Origin of the sequence: Phytomonospora sp. NPDC050363 (assembly GCF_040655735.1) — a bacterium.
Taxonomy (GTDB): domain Bacteria; phylum Actinomycetota; class Actinomycetes; order Mycobacteriales; family Micromonosporaceae; genus Phytomonospora.
In genome coordinates, this window is record NZ_JBFAKK010000001.1 from 808,104 (window position 1) to 830,515 (window position 22,412).

Consider the following 22,412-nt stretch of genomic DNA (forward strand, 5'->3'; position numbering starts at 1 on the left):
CACGCAGACGCCCTCGTCTGTTTGCGCCGGCGCCTGAAACGCTCGTGTCGCAGTGCCGCCTCGCCCCATCCGGTGCCCTCCGCCACCTGTTGCCTCCCGTTCGCGGCGCTCCTCCTACCGCCCCGCACCGGCCCCGTTGCCGTTGTTCGCGGACCACCCCGCTGCGCTCTTCCCCACCACTTCTCTTCGCTCGTCCACCCGCGACTTCACGTCTTCCCGCTGCCGCACCCATCGCGCGCGCCTCACCCCTACCGCCTCACCCGCCACCCGCCACCCGCCGTGGTCCGCCACCCTCTTCACGCCGCACTCGCCCCCCTGCGCCGCCCTCTCCGCCCCGCTCGGCCCCGCTCGGCCCCCACCCCCGCGCGTCCACCCCGCCCTGCCCAAGCCCGCCAGCTAGGCTGAACCCGACGGTTGTTCCAGACCCCGACAACGCGTCTCGCGCAGACGGCCTGGAGGACCTGTGGACGGCGTCGACGCCGGCAGCCGCAACATCCCCATCCCCCCGCACGCCCACCGCATCACCGCAGCCGTGCGCGTGCCCACGCGCCGGCGAGCGAGCGCCGGCCGGGGCGGCCGCAGGGCGATGGGTGGCGGCGGCCGTGCCTCTCGGCAGCGGTAGCGATCGGAGGGCCTGGGCCTGGACTCGCGTCGGGTTGCAGTCGCGGGGAGCGCCCTTCGGTATCCAGCACGTGTGTGCGGCGGCGGTCGACGACGTGCACGTGGACGGGGCGGCGGTCACGCTCATGTCCAGCCCCAGCGTCTGGGAGACCCTCCACGCCACCGACGAGACGTCCATGAACCTCGAAGACCGGCAGCTGGACCTCGGCGAGGGTCCCACCATCGACGCCTTCGTCCACGGTGGACCGGTTCTCGTGTCCGACGTGGACTCTCCCGAGGCGCGGGCGAGGTGGCCGATCTTCGTCGCCGACGCGTCGGCCAACGGCGTCCGCGCCATGTTCGCGCTGCCCGTGCAGGTCGGCGCCATCCGCCTCGGCGCGCTCAACCTCCACCGCTCCACCCCCGGATCGCTGAACACCGACCAGATCTCCGACGCCCTCGCCTTCGCCGACGCAGCCTGCGCCCTTCTCCTCGCCGAGGCCGAGGGCGGCACGCACACGGGCGCCGCCGACGACATCTGGCACCGCGAGGACCACTCGGCGCACCAGGGAGAAGTCCACCAGGCCACCGGTATGGTCCTCGTACAGCTCGGTGTGTCGGCGGAGATCGCCTTGTCCCGGTTGCGCGCCTTCGCCTTCCGGCACGGCCGCCCGCTCGGCGATGTGGCGCGGGACGTCGTCGAACGTCGCCTCCGCTTCAACCCGGACGATGAGGAAGCCGGGTGAGGACGTTGAGGATTTGACGCGGAAGCGAGAGGCTTGTGTCAATCGTCCGGAACCATGCGATGGCGAAGGTGAACGGAACATGCGCGATCAGATCTTGGCGGAGACCTTCGTCGAACTCGCCGACACGCTCGTCGACGACTTCGACGTGGTGGACTTCCTGCACCAGGTGAGCATGCGATGCGTCAAAGTGCTCGGAGTCGCCGCCATCGGCATCCTGCTCACCGACCAGCGAGGCCGCCTCCAGGTGATGGCCGCCTCCAGCGAGCGCAGCAGGCTGCTGGAACTCTTCCAGATCCAGACCAACCAGGGACCGTGCGCCGAGGCCTTCCACACCGGCCGCGCGATCGCGGTACCCGATCTCGCCGAGGCCGCCGACCGCTGGCCGCGCTTCACCTCGCACGCGCTCAACGAGGGCTTCGTCGCCACACACGCGCTCCCGATGCGGCTGCGCGCGACGGTCATCGGCACCCTGAACCTCTTCCACACCGAGAAGGGCCTGCTCCCCGAGGAGACGCTGCGCGTCGCGCAGGCGCTCGCCGACGTCGCCACCATCGGCCTCCTTCAGGCGCGCGCGATCCGCCACCACGAGACGCTCGCCGAGCAGCTCCAGACGGCACTGAACAGCCGCGTCATCATCGAGCAGGCCAAGGGCGTGGTCGCCGAACGCCATGGTCTCGGCATGGACGAGGCTTTCGACCGCCTGCGCGGCGCGGCTCGCAGCGGCAGCCGACGGTTGTCCGAGCTGGCCAGGGCCGTAGTCGAGGGCACCGGGCGCGTCTGATCCGCACACGCCGGAGCCTCCCGGCCGGCGTCTGTCACACCCACGTGGTGGAATCGTGATCACCGTACTTTCCTGAGACCGGAGGCCGCCGCATGAGCTTCACCCCACGCCGCCGTGGCGGCCGCAGGAACGCCGATGGCGAGAACACCGAGCACACTGAGCCCACCGAGAAGACCCGCCACAAGCCCCTCGACGGTGAGCATGCCCGCGAGGTCTGCCTGCGGCTTCTTTCGATGCGCCCCCGCACGCACGCGGAGCTGGCCGAGGCGCTCACCAAACGCGAGTTCGGCGAGGACGTCATCACCGAGGTCCTCGACCGCTACGCCGAGGTCGGCATGATCGACGACGCCGCCTTCGCCAACGCCTGGGTCACCAGCCGCCAGCGCAGCAAAGGGCTCGCCCGCCGGGCGCTGGGGGAGGAGCTTCGCCGCAAGGGCGTCGACAAGGAACTGGCCACCCTCGCCCTCGAACAGCTCGACGACGAGACCGAGCGCGCCGCCGCGCGCGAACTCGTCGCCCGCAAGCTGCGCGGGATGAGCGCGTCCGTCGCGCCCGACGCCAAGATGCGCAGGCTCGTGGGAATGCTCGCCCGCAAGGGATACCCGCCCGGCGTCGCCATGTCGGTCGTGCGGGAGATGATCGCCGAAGCTGCCGAGGAACTGGAACTGGAGCCCGAGGAATGAGCTCGGCCCGGCACATCGGCGCCGAGGAGCGCCGTGCCCGCCTCGGCGTCCGCCAGCTCCTCGCGCCCGGGCACCTCGCCGACAGTCCCGAAGCCGTCGCCGAAGCCCTCGTCGCGCTGCACGGCAGCGATCCCGCCACCGTGTACCTGTCCATCGCCGCGCGCACCGGCACCGTCGACGCCTCCGCCGTCGAACAGGCCCTGTACGAGGACCGCACGCTTGTCCGCATGCACGCCATGCGCCGCACGGTCTTCGTCTTCCCCGCCGACCTCGTCCCCACCGTCCAGGCGTCGACCACCGACACCATCGCCCAGCGCGAACGCAAGACCCTGGTCTCCCTGATCGGCACTCAGGGCTTCGACGACGCGAGACTCGCCGCCGCCGAGAAGGCCGTCCTCGCCGCCTTGGCCGAAGGACCCGCCACGGGCTCCGAACTCGGCGCGGCCGTACCCGAACTGCGCAGCCGGTTCGTCTATGGCGAAGGGAAGGCGTACGAGTCCACCCAGAGCCTCGGCACCCGCCTGCTGACCCTCATGGCGATGGAGGGCCGCATCGTCCGCGGACGTCCGCGCGGTTCCTGGATCAGCGGCCAGTTCCGGTGGAGCCTCGCGCCCGAGGCCGCCGCCGTCACCCGCGAACACGCCCAGCAAGAGCTCGTCCGACGCTGGCTCACCGCCTACGGCCCGGGCACCGAGGCCGACCTGAAATGGTGGACCGGCTGGCCGGCCGGGCAGGTCCGCAAGGCGCTCGCCGGGATCGGCGCCGAAGCCGTCACCCTCGACGAGGGACCCGGCCACGTCCTGCCCGGCGACACCGAACCCGTCGCCACGCCCGAACCCTGGGCCGCGCTCCTCCCCGCCCTCGACCCGGCGCCCATGGCGCGCCGGTTCCGTGACTGGTTCCTCGACCCCGCCCACCGCCCCGAACTGTTCGACCGCAGCGGCAACATCGGCGCCACCGTCTGGTGGAACGGCCGCGTCATCGGCGCCTGGGCCCAGCGCGCCGACGGCGAGATCGTCCTGCGCCTCTTCGGGGACCCGGGCACCGAGGCGCGCACCGCCGTCGACGCCGAAACGGCCCGCGTCGCGGCCTGGCTCGGCGACACCCGCGTCACACCGCGCTTTCGCACCCAGACCGAACGCGAACTGACCGCCTGAACGAGTCGCCGCCGGCGGCCCTGGTGCCGGCACGCCCGACTTCGGTAGCGTTGAACCGACGCCAGCGAAGGGACGACCCGTGGCCGACGCGGAGACCGCAAGGACCGTCGAGACCGAGCGCAAATACGACGTCGAGGGGGACTTCACCGTCCCCGACCTCACCGGCGCGGCCACCACCGGCCCGCCCAAATCCTTCACCCTCACGGCCGTCTACCACGACACCGACGACCTGCGCCTCGCCGCCGGCGGCCTCACCCTCCGCCGCCGCGAAGGCGGCCCCGACGAAGGCTGGCATCTCAAACTCCCCGCCGCCAAGGGCACCCGAGTCGAACTCCACGCACCCCTCGGCACCGGCGACGGGCCCCCGGCCGAACTCGCGGGCCTTCTGCTCGCCCACACCCGCGGCCGCCCACTCCAGCCCGTCGCGACCCTCACCACCCGCCGCACCGTACGGCTGCTCCTCGACGCCGACGGACGGGTCCTGGCCGAACTCGCCGACGACACCGTGCACGCCGAGCACGCCGGAAGCGAGACGACGTGGCGGGAGGTCGAGACCGAACTCGTGCACGGCCCGCCGGAGGTCCTCAAGAAGGTCGAGAAGCGCCTGCGCGAGGCCGGCGCCGAACCCGCCTCGACGGCCTCGACTCTCGCCCGTGCCCTCGGCGACAGTGTGCCGCGGCCACTGCCGTCCGCGGGCGAGGAAGGCACCGCCGGAGCCGCCGTGACCGCCTACCTCGCACGCCAGGTCGCCGCGATCCTCGCCTACGACCCCTTGGCGAGGCGATCCGAGTTCGACGCCGTCCACCGCATGCGCGTCGCGGTGCGCCGCATCCGGAGCACCCTGAAGTCGTATCGGAAGATCATCGACCGCGAGCGCGTCCCCGAACTGCGCGGCGAGCTGTCGTGGCTGGCCGCCGAGCTCGGCGCCGTGCGCGACCTCGAGGTCCTGCGCATGCGATTCACCGCCCGCCTCGCCACCCTCGACAGCAGGCTCGTGCGCCCCACCGCGTGGCTGGCCGCGCTCGACCGGCGGGAGGCCGAGGCCTATCGGGCGCTCAACGACGCCCTCAGCGGACGTCGCTACCTGACCCTTCTCAACGGCCTCGACGCGCTGGTGGTCCTCCCTCCCTTCACCGACCGCGCGCGGCAGCCGGCGGCGAAGGTGCTCACCAAGCGCATCGGCCGCGTCTGGGAGCGCTTCGCCGAGGCGTACGAGTCCGCGGAGACCGACGAGGCCCGCCACGAGGCGCGCAAACTCGCCAAGCAGGCGCGCTACGCCGCCGAGGCGGCCAGGCCCGCCCTCGGCAAGCCCGCCAAGCGCATGGCCGCGCACGCCGAGGCCATGCAGGAGGCCCTCGGTGGCTTCCAGGACGGGCAGATCGCCATGGCCGAGCTCCGAGAAGCCGTCACGGCGGCGACCGATCCGGGCGAGGCGTTCACCCTCGGGGTCCTCTACGGCACCGAGCGCCGGGACGCCCACGCCGCCGTGGACGGCATCGACGAGGTCTGGATCTCGGGTTAGGCCAGTACGACGAGGGCACGCCCGAGAGCCTCCGGGAGCCTGCCCTCGGGGAGCCTGCGGGCGGCGGCCTCGACGAGGTCGGCGGCGGTCAGCTCGGCCGACTCCTCGCCGAGCCGGACGGTGAAAACGCCGTCGGCGCCGTTGGCCTCCACGTCGGGGGACACCTCCTGGAGTGCGTCCAGGGCGAACCAGACCCGCCACGCATCCCTGTCGGACCGCTCGTCCTCGGTGACGGGCACCCCGGCGTCGTCGGCGTGGACGGCCAGCTCGCTGGCGAAGTAGAAGACCTGACGGCCCAGGGGATAGGGCCCGGCATGGGTGTCGATGGTCGCGTCGCCGCCGCGGGCGCGCAGCTCGGGGTGGATCCGGGCGACCTGCGCGCGCCACTTGGCGAGGAGTTCGCCGGTGCTGAGGGGCCGCAGCGCGGTGACGCGCGCCTCGTTGAGGTCCTCGTAGCCGAGCTCCTGCCCGTCATGGCGGGCGTGCTCGGCGACGGTCCCGTCGAGGCCGGCCTCGGCATAGTCCTCGATGCCGCACAGATGCGCCAGGAGGTCCTTGCGGTCCCATCCGGCACACCTGGTGGGCGCGTTCCAGCCGCCGGGCTCCAGGGCCGTGTAGAAGGCGTCGATGCGCGCCGCCTCGTGGTCGAAGTGGTCGAAGGCGTCGGTGGTCATGTCGTCGAGCCTAGGCCCGGGAAGCTCTCCGGGGGGCCGGGGCCGCCATCGTGGCGGTCACCACGATCACGCCATGCGCGTGCGGATCGGGCGCCCGACTATTCTTGCCGGGTGTCTGTGGAAATCGGTGTGAAGACGTACGAGGTACGCACGTACGGCTGTCAGATGAACGTGCACGACTCCGAGCGCATCGGCGGTCTCCTGGAGGACGCCGGCTACAGCCGTGCCGATACGGGGGAGTCGGCCGACGTCGTCGTGTTCAACACCTGCGCCGTGCGGGAGAACGCCGACAACCGCCTCTACGGCAACCTCGGGCATCTGCGGCCGGTCAAGGACGCCCACCCGGGCATGCAGATCGCCGTGGGCGGCTGCCTCGCCCAGAAGGACCGCGGTGAGATCGTCAAGCGCGCGCCCTGGGTCGACGTGGTCTTCGGGACCCACAACATCGGCTCGCTGCCGGTGCTGCTCGAACGAGCCCGGCACAACGCCGCCGCGGAGGTGGAGATCCTCGAATCGCTGGAGGTCTTCCCCTCGACCCTGCCGACCCGTCGCGAGTCGACGTACTCGGGCTGGGTGTCGATCTCGGTCGGCTGCAACAACACCTGCACCTTCTGCATCGTCCCGGCGCTGCGCGGCACGGAGAAGGACCGCCGGCCCGGCGACATCCTCGCCGAGGTCCGCGCGCTGGTCGAGGAGGGCGTGAGCGAGGTGACCCTGCTGGGCCAGAACGTCAACTCCTACGGCGCGGAGTTCGGCGACCGCGAGGCGTTCTCGAAGCTCCTGCGCGCCTGCGGCGAGATCGAGGGCCTCGACCGGGTCCGGTTCACCAGCCCGCACCCGCGCGACTTCACCGACGACGTCATCGCCGCCATGGCCGAGACGCCCAACGTCTGCCACCAGCTGCACATGCCGCTTCAGTCGGGTTCCGACCGGATCCTCAAGGCGATGCGGCGCTCCTACCGCTCCGAGAAGTTCCTCGGCATCCTGGACAAGGTGCGCGCGGCCATGCCCGACGCGGCCATCACCACCGACATCATCGTCGGCTTCCCCGGCGAGACCGAGGAGGACTTCCAGGCCACCCTCGACGTCGTCGCCAAGGCGCGCTTCGCCGGAGCCTTCACCTTCCAGTACTCCAAGCGCCCCGGCACACCCGCCGCCGAGATGGAGGGCCAGCTCCCCAAGGCCGTCGTCCAGGAACGCTACGAGCGGCTCGTGGAGCTCGTCAACGCGATCGCCTGGGAGGAGAACCAGAAGCTGGAGGGCCAGGAGATCGAGATCCTGGTCGCCGCCGGCGAGGGCCGCAAGGACGAGGCCACCGGGCGCATGTCCGGACGCGCCCGTGACGGCCGCCTGGTGCACTTCGACGCGACCATGCTCGTCGACGAGGACGGCGACTTCGTGGAGCCGCACGTGAGGCCCGGCGACGTCGTCCGCACGGTCGTCACGTATGCCGCCCCGCACCACCTCGTCGCCGACGGTGAACTCCTCGAACACCACGAGACCCGTGCGGGTGACGCGTGGGAGGCGGGGAACACCCCGAAGCTGCCCGGCGTGAGCCTGGGCATGCCCGGCATCGGCGCTCCCCGGCCGCTCATCCAGCTCGGCGTCGGCGGCGCGACCGGTGACGACGAGGGCGGCTGCGGCTGCGGCGGGCACTGACCCGCCGGAACTAAGATCCGGGCGCCGAGATGGCGCGCCCGGATCCGCTCATAAGCGTCGCGGGCGCGTTCGGGCTCGTCCAGGCTGACGACCAGGACCCGCCCGGACACCAGCGAGAACTCCACCGCCGGCCCGCAGCGCGCCAGGAGCGCCGTCCCGCGCGGGAGGATCCGCCGGCCCGCGCCGAACCACTCGAAGCGCCCGACGTCCACGACTCGCGTCTCATCGATCATCCGCAGCGGAAGGCGCACGACACCGGGCAGGAGTCCGTAGCGGACCCGCACGGAGTAGAGGTCCATCTCGATGCGGACCTTGCGCGGCACAGCCAGGCGAAGCAGGGCGAGGGCGCCCACCACGGCCAGCAGAAGCCGCAGCGGGACGGATCCGCTGAGCACCCCGGCAAGGAGGCACACCGCCGCGACGGCCAAGGGGACATAGGGCCGGACGCGCCCGGTGGTGACCTGGGACCAGGCCGCCTGGGCGCGTCCCACGCGGTATTTCGGAGGCTTTCGCGCCATCAGTCGAGCAGCGCGTCCTGGAGTTTGTCGACGTCGGCGAAGCCGATGATCCGGGCGTAGGACTCGACCGACCCGTACCTCGACCGCAGCTCCTCGAAGGTGCCCAGCATCGCCTCTTCGGGCGTGGACAGGCCCACGAAGGACTTGAGGCCCGCACGCTCGGCCCACTCCTGGTAGCGCCGCTGCCCGAGGGCGGTGAGCGCGAAGTCGGCGGCGATGTCGGCCTCGGACACACCGAGCAGGGCCAGGGTGACGGCTACGACCACGCCGGTGCGGTCCTTCCCGGCGATGCAGTGCACGAGGGTCGGCGACTGGTTGGCGATCAGGTCGAGCGAGTCGCGGATCGCGTCGGCGCCCGACTCCAGGAAGCCGGTGTAGCGCTGCCGGAGGAACAGGGCCTTCTCCTCGTCGGTCTCCGGCTCCTGCTCGAACAGCTCCCAGCGAAGGTGGCGCAGTTCGAGGTGCCGGTAGTCGACGCCCTCGGCCTCGAAGCGGCCGTGCTCCTCGATCTCGTCGGGACGGCGCAGGTCGATGACCGTGCGCAGCCCGAGCTCGCCGATGAGTTCGAGGTCGGTACCGGTGGCGTGCTTGAGCATGTCGGAGCGGAACAGGACTCCCTCGCGCACGACACGCCCGTCGGCGGTGGTCAGTCCACCGAGGTCGCGCATGTTGTGCACGGCCTCCAGGATGACCCTGCGGGGCTCGTCTACGGCCCGAGGCCGGGGGTTCGCCCCGGCCTCGGTCACGTTCTCAGGGGTGCGGTCGGCCATCAGGTCGACTTCTGCGCCAGTTCGAGGAACTGTCGCTTGCCGGCCAGGGACGCCTCGGCCTCCTTGATGCGCTTGCCGTCGCCGGCCTCGCGGGCCTTCTCCAGCTTGCGCTCGGCCTCCTCGACCTGCTGGCGCATCTGCGCCAGCAGCGGGTTGTCCTCGATCGAGGTGCGCCGCCAGGCGACGTCGACGGCGTCGCGGACCTTGTTCTCGACCGCGCGCAGCCGCTTCTGCAGCCCGGCGGTGTTCTCCCGCGGCACCCGGCCGACGTCGTGCCACTGACCCTGGATCTCGCGCAGTTTGATCTGCGCGGTCTTGGGGTCGGCCTCGACGTCGAGGGCCTCGGCCTCGGCGAGCAGCTCCCGCTTGCGGGTGAGGTTCTCCTTGAACTCGTTGTCACGAGCGGTGAAGACCTCGCTGCGGCGGTTGAAGAACACGTCCTGCGCGGCCCGGAAACGCTGCCAGAGCTTCTGCTCGACGTCCTTCCCGGCGCGGCCGGCGGCCTTCCAGTCGTCCATCAGCGCCTTGAGGGCCGCGGCGGTCTCGTTCCAGTCCTCGGAGCGGGCGAGCTGCTCAGCCTGCGCGATCAGCTCCTCCTTGCGGGACTGGACCGTCTTGCGCTCGGAGTCGAGGGTCGCGAAGTGCGCGCCCCGGCGACGCGTGAACGCGTCTCGCGCGGCGGCGAAACGGCGCCACAGCGCGGTGTCGGTCTTCCGCTCGACGCCGTGGATGGTCTTCCACTCGTCGACGATGGTCTTGAACCGGTCACCGGTGGCCTTCCACTGCGTGGACGACTCCGCGAGCTGCTCCGCCTCGGCGACCAGGGCCTCCTTGCGGGCGAGCGACTCGGCGCGAGCGCTGGCCTTAGCCTCGGCGGCCTCGTCGGCCTTGCTCCCGGCACGGGAGGCAAGCTCGTCGAGCCGCGTGGCGAGCCCGTCGAGGTCACCGACGACGTGCGCCTCATCGAGGCCCTCGCGGATCTTCTTGATGGCCGAGACCGTGTGCTGCGGGTCCGCTGTGCCGGAATTGAGGCGCGCTGCGAGCAGGTCGACCTCGGTGACCAGATCGGCGAAGCGCCGCGCGAAGTGCGCAAGGCCCTCCTCTGGGGATCCAGCCTGCCATGACCCAACGACACGCTCTCCAGCACTGGTCTTCACGTACACAGTGCCGTCGGTGTCGACTCGACCGAACGCCGTCCAGTCGTGCCCGTCTGCGCTCATCACGCTCATTCCTCTACCAACTCTGACTTGTCCTCGCTGCGACCCTACGGTGATTCCGTACGGTCCGCCACTGCCGATGATTGAGTTCCCTCGCATTGTCACAGGTACCGCCCCGGCCTTGACGAGCACCCGAAGCCGAACCGTGACCGTATTGCATCGCGCGCGGGTGGTTACGGTGAGGTGTGCATGCAGACGACAAGCCGCCCGGACCCGTCATCGCGATCGTCGGCCCCACCGCCGCGGGCAAGTCGGCGTTGTCGCTGGCGGTGGCGCGCACGGGGGGCGCCGGAGCGGGCGGCGAGATCGTCAACGCCGACTCGATGCAGCTGTACCGGGGCATGGACATCGGCACCGCGAAACTCACCGTCGCCGAGCGTGACGGCATCCCGCATCACATGCTCGACACCTGGGAAGTCACCCAGACGGCCGATGTGGCGTCATACCAACAGGCGACGCGTTCTGCCGTAGTCGGCATACTTTCGCGCGGCCACATGCCCGTCCTCGTGGGCGGCTCAGGACTCTACGTCGATGCCGTGCTCGACGAGTTCGAGTTCCCCGGCACCGACCCTGAACTGCGCGCACGCCTCGAAGCCGAGCTCGCCGAGCACGGTCCGGCGGCCCTCCACGAGCGCCTTGGCGCCCGCGACCCGGGTGCGGCGGCGTCGATCCTGCCCAGCAACGGGCGCCGCATCGTGCGCGCCCTGGAGGTCGTGGAACTCACCGGCGGCTTCCGCGCCGCTCTTCCCGAGCCCGTCGCGCACTTCTCGAGCCTGCGCATCGGCGTCGACCGCGACACCGCCGAACTCGACGCCCGCATCGCCGAACGCGTCGAGCAGATGTGGGCCGCCGGACTCGTCGACGAGGTGCGCGGTCTGCTGAAAGAAGGGCTCGCCGACGGGCTGACCGCCTCCCGCGCGATCGGCTACCGCCAGATTCTGCGCCTCCTCGACGGCGAGATCACCGAGGCCGAGGCACGCGACGACACCGTCCGCGCCACCCGCCGCTTCGTGCGCCGCCAGCGGTCCTGGTTCCGCCGCGACAAGCGCGTCGTGTGGCTCGATGCCGCCCGGCCCGACCTCGCCGAGGCTGCGGCGGGCATCATTGACCAGTGGGAACAGGAACGCGCCCGTTGATCGGCGCCGAGGGGATCTTCTTCGCCAAAGGCCACGGGACGGGGAACGACTTCGTCGTCATCCCCGATCTCGACGCCTCCATCGAGCTCACCGCACCGCAGGTCGCCGCGATCTGCGACCGGCGGCGGGGCGTCGGTGGCGACGGCATCATGCGGGTGGTGCACGCAGCCAAGCATCCCGACGCCCAGGAGCAGTCCGGCGAGGCCGAATGGTTCATGGACTACCGCAACGCCGACGGCAGCATCGCCGAGATGTGCGGCAACGGCGTCCGGGTCTTCGCCCGCTACCTGCTCGAATCAGGCCTCTCGTCGGGTTCGGCGGTTCCCGTGGCGACCCGCGCGGGTCTGCGCACGATCGAGGTGGTCGGCGACGACCTCGAAGCCGACATGTCCTCGGCCCGGTTCCTCGGCACCGAGCGCGTCACCCTCGCCGGAACCGAGTACGAGGGCACGCACGTCAGCATGGGCAACCCCCACCTCGTCGTCCGTGTCACCGACGACGAGCTCGACGCGCTCGACCTGACCGGTGACCCGGCCGTCGACCCGGCGGTCTTCCCGAACAAGGCCAACATCGAGTTCATCAGCCCCACCGCGACGGGCGTGCGCATGCGCGTCCACGAACGCGGGGTAGGGGAGACGCTCTCCTGCGGGACCGGCGCATGCGCGGCCGGCGCCGTCGGACTCGACGCGGGCACCGGAGTGGCCACCGTCGACGTTCCCGGCGGCCGCCTGACCGTGACGGTGGACGACGACACCCTCCGCCTGCGCGGCCCGGCCGTCATGGTCGCCGAAGGCCGCTTCCGCCTCCTCTGAACGACGCCCGGACCACGAACGCCCCCTGGACCGCGGTCCAGGGGGCGTTCGCCAGGTATCGAGGCTCAGGAGCCGTCGGGCTGCTCACGGTCGGCGAGCAGTGCCTTCTTGACCGCCTCGGCGACCGCCGGGGAGACGTGCGGGTCGAAGACGCTCGGCACGATCACGCTGGGGTTGACCTTGTCGGCGCCGACGACGTCGGCGATGGCCTGCGCGGCGGCCAGCGCGGCCGCGTCGGTCCACTCGGTCGCCTGCGCGTCGAGCATGCCCCGGAACACTCCCGGAAAGGCGAGCACGTTGTTGATCTGGTTGGGCTGGTCCGAGCGGCCCGTGGCCACGATCGCGGCGTGCTCGGCGGCCTCCATCGGGTTGATCTCGGGATCGGGGTTGGCCAGCGCGAACACGATCGGGTCGGTCGCCATCCGGGCGATGTCGGCGCCTTCGAGCAGGTTCGGCGCGCTCACCCCGATGAACACGTCCGAGCCGACCAGCGCGCCCTTCAGGTCCCCGCTGTAGTTCTCGCGGTTGGTGTTCTCGGCGAGCCACTTCCACGACTCGCGCCCGTTGAACTCCATCCCGCGATGCAGCGCCCCGACCCGGTCGCACGCGACGATGTCGCCGACACCCTGCTTCAGCAGCAGCTTCATGATCGCCGTGCCCGCCGCACCGGCACCGGAGACCACCACGCGCACGTCCTCGATGCGCTTGTCGACCACGCGAAGCGCGTTCGTCAGCGCCGCCAGGACAACGATGGCCGTGCCGTGCTGGTCGTCGTGGAACACCGGGATGTCGAGCCGCTCACGCAGCCGCTCCTCGATCTCGAAGCAGCGGGGAGCGGCGATGTCCTCCAGGTTGATCCCGCCGTACACCGGCGCGATGGCCGCCACGATGTTGACGATCTCGTCGGTGTCCTGCGTGTCAAGGCACACCGGCCAGGCGTCGACGCCACCGAAGCGCTTGAACAGGGCCGCCTTGCCCTCCATCACCGGCAGGGCCGCGGCCGGGCCGATGTTGCCGAGCCCGAGCACCGCCGAACCGTCCGTCACGACCGCCACGGTGTTCCGCTTGATCGTCAGACGCCGCGCGTCCTCCGGGTTCTCCGCGATCGCCATGCACACCCGGGCCACACCCGGCGTATAAGCCCGCGACAGCTCGTCACGGTTGCGCAGCGAGACCTTCGAGGTCACCTCGACCTTCCCGCCGAGGTGCAGCAGGAACGTCCGGTCGGAGACCTTGCGGACCGTCACCCCCGGCAGCGACCCCAGGATCTGCGCGATCTGCTCGGCGTGCCCCGAGTCCGAGGTGTCGCAGGTGATGTCGACGACCACGTTCTTGTGGTCGGAGCTCACGACGTCGAGGGCGGTCACGATTCCGCCCGCCTCGCCAACCGCGGTGGTGAGACGGCCGATGGCCCCTGCGTCCGCGGGAAGCGATACACGGACGGTGATGGAGAAACCGGCGCTGGGCAGCTGGCGAATGGACACGACGCTCCTCTTCGAGACGGCTGGGTGGATGCAACCTTCACCATTCTTACTCGCGACCCACCACGCCCCGCGCGCACGGGCCGCGCAGGGTGCCCGCCGTCGCTCCCGTACAAGCCCGCCCGAACCCCCCGAGCGGCCACAAGCCGAGGGCGCCACCGCACAGCCCCGCGCCCTCCCGAGGGAATGCGACAACTCTGCACACCGTTACCCACTCCGGCACCACGCCCAGCCGGGCACAAACCCGGGTGCACTCTCCGCACATCCATGCGACGATTTAGGCAATGACTGAGACGAACATGAACCCAGAATTCGACGATCTGTTCACCAATGACGACGGCGAGCTCGAACTCGCCGAGCGCAACGCCCTGCGCCGCGTGGCGGGTCTGTCCACCGAGCTCACCGAGATCACCGAGGTCGAGTACCGGCAGCTTCGGCTGGAGCGGGTCGTGCTCGTCGGTGTCTGGACCGAGGGATCCCTCGAAGAAGCCGAGAACTCCCTCACCGAACTCGCCGCGCTCGCCGAGACGGCCGGCTCGCAGGTCCTCGACGGCCTCGTGCAGCGCCGCTCGCGACCCGACCCCTCCACCTACATCGGCCGGGGCAAGGTCGGCGAACTCCGCGACGTCGTGGTCACCTCCGGCGCCGACACGGTGATCGCCGACGGCGAGCTCTCCCCGAGCCAGCTGCGCAGCCTTGAGCAGGAGGTCAAGGTGAAGGTCATCGACCGCACCGCCTTGATCCTCGACATCTTCGCCCAGCACGCCAAGAGCCGCGAGGGCAAGGCTCAGGTCGAGCTCGCGCAGCTCGAATACCTCGTGCCCCGCCTTCGCGGTTGGGGTGAGGCGCTGTCCCGCCAGGCCGGCGGTCGCGCCGGCGGCCAGGGCGGCGGCGTCGGCCTGCGCGGCCCGGGTGAGACCAAGCTCGAGACCGACCGGCGGCGCATCCGCACCAAGATCGCCCGGCTGCGCCGGGAGATCGCGCAGATGCGCACCGCCCGCGACACCAAACGCCACAACCGGCACCGCCACCTCGTCCCCAGCGTCGCCATCGCCGGGTACACCAACGCCGGCAAGTCGAGCCTCCTCAACCGCCTCACCGGCGCCGGGGTGCTCGTCGAGGACGCGCTGTTCGCCACGCTGGACCCGACCACCCGCCGGGCCCAGACCTCCGACGGACGGCACTACACCCTCAGCGACACCGTCGGCTTCGTCCGGCACCTGCCCCACCAGCTCGTCGAGGCCTTCCGCTCGACGCTCGAAGAGGTCACCGAGTCCGACCTCATCGTGCACGTCATCGACGGATCCAACCCCGACCCGCAGGGACAGGTCCGCGCGGTCCGCGAGGTGCTCGGCGAGATCGGCGCCGACGAGCTGCCCGAGCTGCTCGTGGTCAACAAGGCCGACGCCATCGACGCCGACACCGTGCTGGAACTGCGCGCCGAATGGCCCGACGCGGTCTTCGTGTCCGCTCACAGCGGCTCCGGCATCGACAAGCTCCGGCTCGTCATCGAGCAGGCGCTTCCGCAGCCGGCCGTCGAGATGAAGGTCTGCGTGCCCTACATCCGCGGAGACCTCGTCTCCCGGATCCGCCAGCGGGGCGAAGTGCTCAGTACCGAGCACCGCGGCGACGGCACCGTCCTGCACACCCGGGTCGACGAGGCGCTCGCCGCCGAACTGCGGCCCTTCGAACTGGCCGCTGAGACGGCCTGACGCGAGAGACCGGGGCCGGTGCCGTGGGAACACGGCACCGGCCCCGGCGTGTCCGAGTGTGGTGACCGAACGTCGTTTTACGCGGGGACGCGGTCATCGTCCGTTTCTGGACACATACCCGTTACAGAACTATGATCCGGCCAGCGCGTTGAATGTGAATGGCTCTGGCACACTGTCCCGGTGCGTCGACTGAAGCTGCGAACTGGTGGGATGGCGCTGCGCGCCGTGGCGGTAGGTGCGCTGGTCTGCGGGCTGGTGGGGACGACGGCGCCGACGGCGTCGGGCGATCCCTCCGACCCTCCGGCCGAGCCGGTCAAGGGCGAGGAGCTGTGCTCGATATCCGATCAGAGTCTCCTTGAGCTGTCCGGCCTGGTCGCCGACGGCGAGTCCTTCTGGGCCATCCCCGACGGGTCGCTCGAACAGGCGCAGCTCGACATCTACAAGATCGGCGCGGACTGCCAGATCACCGAGACTCTGACGTCCTTCACCAAGGGCACCGGCGTCCCCTCCGACGCCCGCGACCCCGAGGACCTGGCGATCGACGAGAAGGGCCGCCTGTGGGTCGCCGACTTCGGCGACAACGACATGGCGCGCGAGACGATCGCCTTGTGGCGCGTCGACCCCGAGAACCCGCAGGACTCCGAGCTCTACCGGATGGCCTATCCCGACGGTCCGCACGACGGTGAGACTCTCCTTCTCCAGCCGGACGGCACTCCCGTGGTGGTCACCAAGGACGCCAAGACGGCCCTGGTGTTCAAGCCGGCCGGGAAGCTCGAACACGAGCAGACCACCGACCTGGAGGCCGTCGGTCAGTTCACGTTCGAACCGACCGGCACCAACGGCGGTCCCGTCGGCCCGCCGAGCCAGCTCGTCGCCACCGGTGGCGCGGTCTCCGCCGACGGCACGAAGGCCGTGATCCGCTCCTACACCGACGCCTACGAGTGGGACGTGCCCGACGGCGACGTCGCCAAGGCCATCACGGGTGGGACGCCCCCTCGCCGCACCCCGCTGCCCGACGAGCCGCAGGGCGAGGCGATCACCTACGGCGACGACGGCAAGTTCGTCACCGGCACCGAGGCCGCCGGCGACGAGGGAGCGGTCCTGTACAGCTACGCGCCGGTCGTTCCGGCCGCCCCGGAGAAGACCGCCGACGACGCCGCCGACGAGGGCGGCCTGTTCAGCGACCTCACCCTCGACCAGGTGATCCTGCTGGCCGGCGGCAGCGTCGGCGCGCTCGGCCTGATCCTCGCCGGTGTCGGCGTGTTCGTGATCGTGAAGGCCCGCAAACGGCGTCGCCTCGAAGGCGACGGGGACGCCGAGAAGTCCGAGAGCGACGGCCCCGACGACGATGACGACCCGCGCTCCCGGTACGCGGCGGCTCCGGGCCAGGCGGGATACGACCGTCGCGAGGATGTCTACGATCCCCGCGAGCGTGACCGCTATGACGAAGGCCGCGGCTACGACGACCGCGCCCCCCGTGATGATCCGTACGGCCGCCGCGAAGCCTCCTACGACCGCGGCTACGAGCCCGGCGGCGGGCGAGGCTACGACGACCAGGCCTTCCGGCCCGACTACCGCGACGAGCCCCCTCGCGACGAGCGTTACGCCCCGCCACCTTCGCGGGGCGGCTACCGCGACGAGCCCCGACAGCAGCGCTACGACGGTGGGCCGGCGCCTCGCCCGGACCGGGCGGGCGGCTCCGTCTACGGCGGAGGCTCCCAGCGCCGCGACGACTACGGTCGCGAAGAGAACCACGACCCGCGTCCCGACTTCGGAATACGCGGCGACGAGCCCCGCGGGTACTAGGGCTTGTCCGGTGGATCACTGCGGGGCTGCGACGGGCTCGTTCTCCTTCTGGCGGCGCCGTTTCACGGCCCGAGTACAACACCGGTACCAGGGCCGCAAAACGTCTGGCGAGAAGAAGAACGAGCTCCGCCTCGCACCCGCAAGACCCACCGGACAAGCCCAGAACACCCACGAAAAGCCCTGGTGAGCCGATCGGCTCACCAGGGCTTTTCGTACAGGTTCAGGGCCGCTAGATGCGGCGCAGCACCGCCACGACACGGCCCAGCACACTGGCGTGGTCGGCGGGGATCGGATCGTAGATCGGGTTCTGCGGCACCAGTTCGACGGTGTTGCCCTGGCGCCGGAAGGTCTTCACCGTCGCCTCGTCATCGAGCAGCGCCGCGACGATGTCGCCGTTGGTCGCGTCGTTCTGCTGCCGGACCACGACCCAGTCGCCGTCCTGGATGGCGGCGTTGATCATCGAATCGCCCTTGACCCGCAACAGGAAGTGGGCCCCCTCGCCGACCAGCTCACGCGGCAGCGGGAAGACCTCCTCGGCGTTCTGCTCGGCCAGGATCGGCGTACCCGCGGCGATCTCGCCGAGCACCGGCACGAAGGCCGGCGTGGGGCGCCGCACGGGCTCGTTGTTCTCCACCGGGCGCACGTCGACGGCTCGCGGACGGTTCGGCGCCTTGCGCAAGAACCCCTTCCGCTGAAGGACCCCGAGCTGGTATGCCACACTCGACGCCGACGCCAGACCGACCGCCTCACCGATCTCACGCACGCTCGGGGGATACCCCCTGACGTCGACCGATTCACGGATGTAGGCGAGAATGCGGCGTTGCCGTTCGGTCAGCACGACCTTCTCCGCTGCCGTATCGCCCGAATCAACACTCTGTTCGGGCTTGGCCGGATTGATGGCCACCTGGGTCCTCCTCATGGGTGATCGCCGCTGGTGGTGACATTAGTCGGTTGTGTCGGGGAAGGCAAACACCCGTTCGATTCCGACGGCCCGTGTCGGAAGTCCCCGCGGAATGCGTCGCGCGCACATTGCGTTACGGGCGGGGCCACCGAGACGGATGAGATTGAAGCGACACGGCCGAATCGGCGGTTCGACTTGCATCACCGGGCCGAAAGGCATACCGTCGGGGCACAACATCTAGTGGTTACAGTCATGTGAGTTGTCCACAGGTTGGGGTAGGCCTCCCAGAGGGGCCATCCAGGACCCGTCCACAACACGCGCCGCCCACCGGCGCCCTCACGGACTGCAAACGGGGGCTACGAAGGAGGCGAGTGACGTGCGGTGCCCATACTGTCGGCACTCGGACTCGCGCGTGGTCGATTCGCGGGAAGCCGAAGACGGACTCATCATCCGCCGGCGCCGTTCCTGCCAAGGCTGCGGAAAACGCTTCACCACCGTCGAGGAGTCCATCCTCGCCGTAGTGAAACGCAGCGGAGTCACCGAACCATTCAGTCGCGACAAGGTGATCGGCGGCGTCCGCAAAGCGCTTCAGGGACGCCCCGTCGACGACGACGCGGTGGCCGTGCTCGCCCAGAAGGTCGAAGACGCCATTCGCGCCAGAGGCGCCGCCGAGGTGCCGAGCAACGAGGTCGGCCTCGCCATCCTCGAACCTCTCCGGGACCTCGACGTGGTCGCCTACCTGCGCTTCGCCAGCGTCTACCGTTCCTTCGAGTCGCTGGCCGACTTCGAGCGTGAGATCTCGATGCTGCGCGACGGGCTGCGTGACACCGGCCCGCCGGGGAACGGCGCGGCCGAACCCGAGGGCGCGCCGGAGAACGACCAGAACGGGACGAACACTCCCGAACACGCCTGATCCGGCGCCCACCGCGAGTGGGGAACGATCCAAACCGGTGATGCCGGAAATAACAGACTTGTCATTGATCGCTGTAGAGGGCGCGGGGGCACCGCGCGGACATCGAAGGAGAACCATGACCGAGGCAGTCAGCACCACGTCGGGCCCGGGGAAGGCCCGCCGCGGTGGCAACGCCGTCAACGGCAAGAGGAAAGGGAAGGGCCTCACCGTCGAACGCGTCTGGACGACCGAGGGCACCCACCCCTACGACGAGGTCGTCTGGGAACGCCGTGACGTCGTCATGACCAACTGGCGCGACGGCACGGTCAACTTCGAGCAGCGCGGCGTGGAGTTCCCCGAGTCCTGGAGCATCAACGCCACCAACATCGTCACCTCGAAGTACTTCCGCGGTGCGGTCGGCACCGACGTCCGCGAGTGGAGCCTGCGCCAGCTGATCGACCGCGTCGCCAAGACCTACCGCGCCGGCGGCGAGGAGCACGACTACTTCGCCACCGAGAAGGACGCCCAGATCTTCGAGGAGGAGCTGACCTGGCTGCTTCTGCACCAGTACTTCAGCTTCAACTCGCCCGTCTGGTTCAACGTCGGCACCGCTTCGCCGCAGCAGGTCAGCGCCTGCTTCATCCTTGCCGTTGACGACTCCATGGACTCCATCCTCGACTGGTACAAGGAAGAGGGCCTGATCTTCAAGGGCGGCTCCGGGGCGGGCGTCAACCTGTCGCGCATCCGCGCCTCGAAGGAGCTCCTCTCCTCCGGCGGCAATGCCTCGGGCCCCGTCAGCTTCATGCGCGGAGCCGACGCCAGCGCCGGGACCATCAAGTCCGGCGGCGCCACGCGCCGCGCCGCCAAGATGGTCGTCCTCGACGTCGACCACCCCGACATCGCGGAGTTCATCGAGACCAAGGCCCGCGAAGAGGACAAGATCCGCGCCCTCCGCGACGCCGGCTTCGACATGGACCTCGGCGGTGCCGACATCGTCAGCGTCCAGTACCAGAACGCCAACAACTCCGTCCGCGTCTCCGACGAGTTCATGGTGGCCGTCGAGAACGGCACCGACTACGCCCTGCGCGGTCGCCTCGACGGAGCCGAGATCGAGCGCGTCGACGCCAAGGACATCTTCAACAAGCTGGCCACCGCCGCCTGGGAGTGCGCCGACCCCGGCATCCAGTACGACGGCACGATCAACGACTGGCACACCAACCCCGAGACCGGTCGCATCACCGCGTCCAACCCGTGCTCGGAGTACATGTCGCTGGACAACTCCTCGTGCAACCTGGCCTCGCTGAACCTGATGAAGTTCCTCCGCGACGACGACACCTTCGACGTGGACAAGTTCGTCAAGGCCGTGGAGTTCGTCATCACCGCCATGGAGATCTCGATCTCCTTCGCCGACTTCCCCACCGAGAAGATCGGTCGCACCACGCGCGACTACCGGCAGCTCGGCATCGGCTACGCCAACCTCGGCGCCCTGCTCATGGCCTCCGGCATGGCCTACGACTCCGAGGACGGCCGCGCCTACGCCGCCGCCATCACCGCGGTCATGAACGCCGTGTCCTACCGCCGCTCGGCCGAACTCGCCGGCGTCGTCGGCCCCTACGAGGGCTACGCCCGCAACGCCGACGCCCACACCCGCGTCATGCGCAAGCACGCCGCGGCCGTCGACGAGATCCACACCCACCACAGCAGCGACAAGGCCCTGGTCAAGGAGGCCGTCGCCCAGTGGAAGTCGGCGCTGGCCACCGGCGAGAAGAACGGCTGGCGCAACGCGCAGGCCTCGCTGCTGGCGCCCACCGGAACCATCGGCTTCATGATGGACTGCGACACCACCGGCATCGAGCCGGACCTGGCGCTGGTCAAGTTCAAGAAGCTCGTCGGCGGCGGCTCCATGCAGATCGTCAACGGCACGGTGTCGCGGGCCCTGCGCAACCTGGGTTACCAGGAGGAGCAGATCGAGGCCATCGTCGAGTTCATCGCCGAGAACGGGCACGTCGTCGACGCTCCCGGGCTCAAGCCCGAGCACTACGCGGTCTTCGACTGCGCCATGGGCGACCGCTCCATCGCGCCCATGGGCCACGTCCGCATGATGGCCGCCGTGCAGCCGCACCTGTCGGGCGCGATCTCGAAGACGGTCAACGTCCCCGAGTCGGCAAGCGTCGCCGACTTCGAGCAGATCTACTTCCAGGGCTGGAAGCTCGGCCTGAAGGCGCTGGCCGTGTACCGCGAGAACAGCAAGGTCGGCCAGCCCCTCTCGGCCAAGAAGAAGGAGGCCGAGAAGGCCCCCGCCGAGGCTCCGGCGCAGGTCGAGAAGGTCGTCGAGTACCGTCCCGTGCGCAAGCGGCTCCCGAAGAAGCGTCTCGGCGAGACGGTCTCGTTCTCCGTCGGCGGTGCCGAGGGCTACCTGACCGCGTCGAGCTACCCCGACAACGGGCTGGGCGAGGTCTTCTTCAAGATGTCGAAGCAGGGCTCGACCCTGGCCGGCATCATGGACGCCTTCTCCGTGGCGATCTCCATCGCCCTGCAGTACGGCGTGCCGCTGGAGAAGTACGTGGAGAAGTTCACCAACATGCGCTTCGAGCCGGCGGGCATGACCGACGACCCGGACATCCGCATGGCCACCTCGGTGGTGGACTACCTCTTCCGTCGCCTCGCGCTGGACTTCCTGCCCTACGAGACCCGCGCCGAGCTGGGGATCCTCACCTCGGCCGAGCGGATCGCGGAGGTCAACGGCGAGGACCCCGCCTCGGTCTCGCGCCCCGAGGAGGAAGAGGTCGACTTCGCCGCCCTGGCCGCCTCGGCGCCGATCGAGAAGGTCGTGGAGAAGCTCGTCCAGGACGCCCCGCAGCGGCAGGTCGGTTCGTCCATGGAGATCCTGGAGCGTTCGCTCGGCAAGGCCGCCGACGCCCCGCTGTGCATGACCTGCGGGACGAAGATGCGCCCCGCCGGCAGCTGCTACGTGTGCGAGGGCTGCGGCTCGACCTCCGGTTGCAGCTAACGGGTCCGCGAGTGAAAGGCGGGGCGCCGACCAGCTGGTCGGCGCCCCGCCTTTTTGTCAAGCGGCGACGCCGACCCCACTCCTCCGAAATCACGCCCGGGACGCCGATCTGGTGCCGACTTGCGAAGCCGAGCATCCGGCGGCCGAGTTCCCGATCAACAGGTCGAAGTACAGCGGGCTCCAGTCCGCATGCAAGCGGTGCGTCAGTCTGCGCGCGACCAGTCAGGAAAGTCGCGCCCACCATCGTGCACGGAACAAGCGGCGATGGTTGGACCCCGAGTACCGGCGCAAGTCGGCGAAATGGCGTCGAGCCCGTTGGGATCGGCTGGGTGCAG

The 22,412-nt window shown here is 70.2% G+C and carries 17 protein-coding genes; 12 read left to right on the forward strand and 5 right to left on the reverse strand.

Going from position 1 to position 22,412, the window contains the following annotated elements:
* Window positions 1-746 precede the first annotated feature (746 nt).
* From AB0I28_RS03530 to AB0I28_RS03550, 5 genes are all read left to right on the forward strand, one after another.
* Window positions 747-1,346: a GAF and ANTAR domain-containing protein gene (locus AB0I28_RS03530; RefSeq protein WP_357489097.1), complete on the forward strand. Its 600-nt coding sequence runs from the start codon at window positions 747-749 to the stop codon at window positions 1,344-1,346.
* A 79-nt stretch (window positions 1,347-1,425) separates the two neighbouring features.
* The gene (locus AB0I28_RS03535) at window positions 1,426-2,127 is read left to right on the forward strand and encodes a GAF and ANTAR domain-containing protein (RefSeq protein ID WP_357489098.1); all 702 of its coding nucleotides are present in this window, start codon (window positions 1,426-1,428) and stop codon (window positions 2,125-2,127) included.
* A 233-nt stretch (window positions 2,128-2,360) separates the two neighbouring features.
* Window positions 2,361-2,810, forward strand: a complete 450-nt coding sequence (locus AB0I28_RS03540; RefSeq protein ID WP_357489299.1) for a regulatory protein RecX — start codon at window positions 2,361-2,363, stop codon at window positions 2,808-2,810.
* Window positions 2,807-3,967 (forward strand): winged helix DNA-binding domain-containing protein, encoded by a 1,161-nt coding sequence (locus AB0I28_RS03545; protein ID WP_357489099.1) that lies wholly within the window; start codon window positions 2,807-2,809, stop codon window positions 3,965-3,967. The genes AB0I28_RS03540 and AB0I28_RS03545 overlap by 4 nt, the downstream gene beginning before the upstream one ends.
* A gap of 79 nt (window positions 3,968-4,046) precedes the next feature.
* The gene (locus AB0I28_RS03550; RefSeq protein WP_357489100.1) at window positions 4,047-5,489 is read left to right on the forward strand and encodes a CYTH and CHAD domain-containing protein; all 1,443 of its coding nucleotides are present in this window, start codon (window positions 4,047-4,049) and stop codon (window positions 5,487-5,489) included.
* Here the strand turns inward: AB0I28_RS03550 and AB0I28_RS03555 are convergent.
* Entirely contained in the window at window positions 5,486-6,163 is a 678-nt protein-coding gene (locus AB0I28_RS03555; protein ID WP_357489101.1) for a maleylpyruvate isomerase family mycothiol-dependent enzyme, read from the reverse strand. The genes AB0I28_RS03550 and AB0I28_RS03555 overlap by 4 nt on opposite strands.
* A 111-nt stretch (window positions 6,164-6,274) precedes the next feature.
* Between AB0I28_RS03555 and miaB the strand changes: the two genes are divergently transcribed.
* Window positions 6,275-7,822 carry a tRNA (N6-isopentenyl adenosine(37)-C2)-methylthiotransferase MiaB gene (gene miaB, locus AB0I28_RS03560; RefSeq protein ID WP_357489102.1) on the forward strand — a complete coding sequence of 516 codons (1,548 nt, stop codon included), beginning with the start codon at window positions 6,275-6,277 and terminating at the stop codon, window positions 7,820-7,822.
* A 517-nt stretch (window positions 7,823-8,339) separates the two neighbouring features.
* Here miaB and AB0I28_RS03565 read toward each other — a convergent pair.
* On the reverse strand, window positions 8,340-9,110 hold the full coding sequence (locus tag AB0I28_RS03565; RefSeq protein WP_357489103.1) for a tyrosine-protein phosphatase: 771 nt from the start codon (window positions 9,108-9,110) through the stop codon (window positions 8,340-8,342).
* A complete protein-coding gene (locus AB0I28_RS03570) occupies window positions 9,110-10,330 on the reverse strand; it encodes a DUF349 domain-containing protein (protein WP_357489104.1) in 1,221 nt (406 codons plus the stop codon). Before AB0I28_RS03570 ends, AB0I28_RS03565 begins: the two co-directional genes overlap by 1 nt.
* A 182-nt stretch (window positions 10,331-10,512) precedes the next feature.
* On the opposite strand from AB0I28_RS03570, the gene miaA reads away from it, so the two are divergent.
* Both miaA and dapF read left to right on the forward strand, forming a co-directional pair.
* The gene (gene miaA / locus AB0I28_RS03575; RefSeq protein ID WP_357489105.1) at window positions 10,513-11,463 is read left to right on the forward strand and encodes a tRNA (adenosine(37)-N6)-dimethylallyltransferase MiaA; all 951 of its coding nucleotides are present in this window, start codon (window positions 10,513-10,515) and stop codon (window positions 11,461-11,463) included.
* 14 nt (window positions 11,464-11,477) lie between these two features.
* Window positions 11,478-12,275, forward strand: coding sequence for a diaminopimelate epimerase (gene dapF, locus AB0I28_RS03580; protein WP_357489301.1), 798 nt, complete (start codon window positions 11,478-11,480; stop codon window positions 12,273-12,275).
* 65 nt (window positions 12,276-12,340) lie between these two features.
* Here dapF and AB0I28_RS03585 read toward each other — a convergent pair whose 3' ends face one another.
* Window positions 12,341-13,759: an NAD-dependent malic enzyme gene (locus AB0I28_RS03585; RefSeq protein WP_357489106.1), complete on the reverse strand. Its 1,419-nt coding sequence runs from the start codon at window positions 13,757-13,759 to the stop codon at window positions 12,341-12,343.
* A gap of 281 nt (window positions 13,760-14,040) precedes the next feature.
* Here AB0I28_RS03585 and hflX point away from each other — a divergent pair, with 281 nt between their 5' ends.
* Both hflX and AB0I28_RS03595 read left to right on the forward strand, forming a co-directional pair.
* Window positions 14,041-15,468 (forward strand): GTPase HflX, encoded by a 1,428-nt coding sequence (gene hflX / locus AB0I28_RS03590; RefSeq protein ID WP_357489107.1) that lies wholly within the window; start codon window positions 14,041-14,043, stop codon window positions 15,466-15,468.
* A gap of 180 nt (window positions 15,469-15,648) precedes the next feature.
* The gene (locus AB0I28_RS03595; protein ID WP_357489108.1) at window positions 15,649-17,274 is read left to right on the forward strand and encodes a hypothetical protein; all 1,626 of its coding nucleotides are present in this window, start codon (window positions 15,649-15,651) and stop codon (window positions 17,272-17,274) included.
* Window positions 17,275-17,503: 229 nt separating this feature from the next.
* Here the strand turns inward: AB0I28_RS03595 and lexA are convergent, their stop codons facing one another.
* The gene (lexA, locus tag AB0I28_RS03600; RefSeq protein ID WP_357489109.1) at window positions 17,504-18,193 is read right to left on the reverse strand and encodes a transcriptional repressor LexA; all 690 of its coding nucleotides are present in this window, start codon (window positions 18,191-18,193) and stop codon (window positions 17,504-17,506) included.
* Window positions 18,194-18,551: 358 nt separating this feature from the next.
* On the opposite strand from lexA, the gene nrdR reads away from it, so the two are divergent.
* Together nrdR and AB0I28_RS03610 are read left to right on the forward strand one after the other, a co-directional pair.
* Window positions 18,552-19,088, forward strand: coding sequence for a transcriptional regulator NrdR (nrdR, locus tag AB0I28_RS03605; RefSeq protein ID WP_357489110.1), 537 nt, complete (start codon window positions 18,552-18,554; stop codon window positions 19,086-19,088).
* A gap of 115 nt (window positions 19,089-19,203) precedes the next feature.
* The gene (locus AB0I28_RS03610) at window positions 19,204-22,077 is read left to right on the forward strand and encodes a vitamin B12-dependent ribonucleotide reductase (RefSeq protein WP_357489111.1); all 2,874 of its coding nucleotides are present in this window, start codon (window positions 19,204-19,206) and stop codon (window positions 22,075-22,077) included.
* Window positions 22,078-22,412 lie beyond the last annotated feature (335 nt).

Coding starts and splice junctions, on each gene's coding strand:
- AB0I28_RS03530 (WP_357489097.1), top strand. CDS start 747: ATGTCCAGCCCCAGCGTCTGGGAGACCCTCCACGCCACCGACGAGACG.
- AB0I28_RS03535 (WP_357489098.1), top strand. CDS start 1,426: ATGCGCGATCAGATCTTGGCGGAGACCTTCGTCGAACTCGCCGACACG.
- AB0I28_RS03540 (WP_357489299.1), top strand. CDS start 2,361: ATGCGCCCCCGCACGCACGCGGAGCTGGCCGAGGCGCTCACCAAACGC.
- AB0I28_RS03545 (WP_357489099.1), top strand. CDS start 2,807: ATGAGCTCGGCCCGGCACATCGGCGCCGAGGAGCGCCGTGCCCGCCTC.
- AB0I28_RS03555 (WP_357489101.1), bottom strand. CDS start 6,163: ATGACCACCGACGCCTTCGACCACTTCGACCACGAGGCGGCGCGCATC.
- AB0I28_RS03565 (WP_357489103.1), bottom strand. CDS start 9,110: ATGGCCGACCGCACCCCTGAGAACGTGACCGAGGCCGGGGCGAACCCC.
- AB0I28_RS03570 (WP_357489104.1), bottom strand. CDS start 10,330: ATGAGCGCAGACGGGCACGACTGGACGGCGTTCGGTCGAGTCGACACC.
- hflX (WP_357489107.1), top strand. CDS start 14,041: ATGACTGAGACGAACATGAACCCAGAATTCGACGATCTGTTCACCAAT.
- lexA (WP_357489109.1), bottom strand. CDS start 18,193: ATGAGGAGGACCCAGGTGGCCATCAATCCGGCCAAGCCCGAACAGAGT.
- AB0I28_RS03610 (WP_357489111.1), top strand. CDS start 19,204: ATGACCGAGGCAGTCAGCACCACGTCGGGCCCGGGGAAGGCCCGCCGC.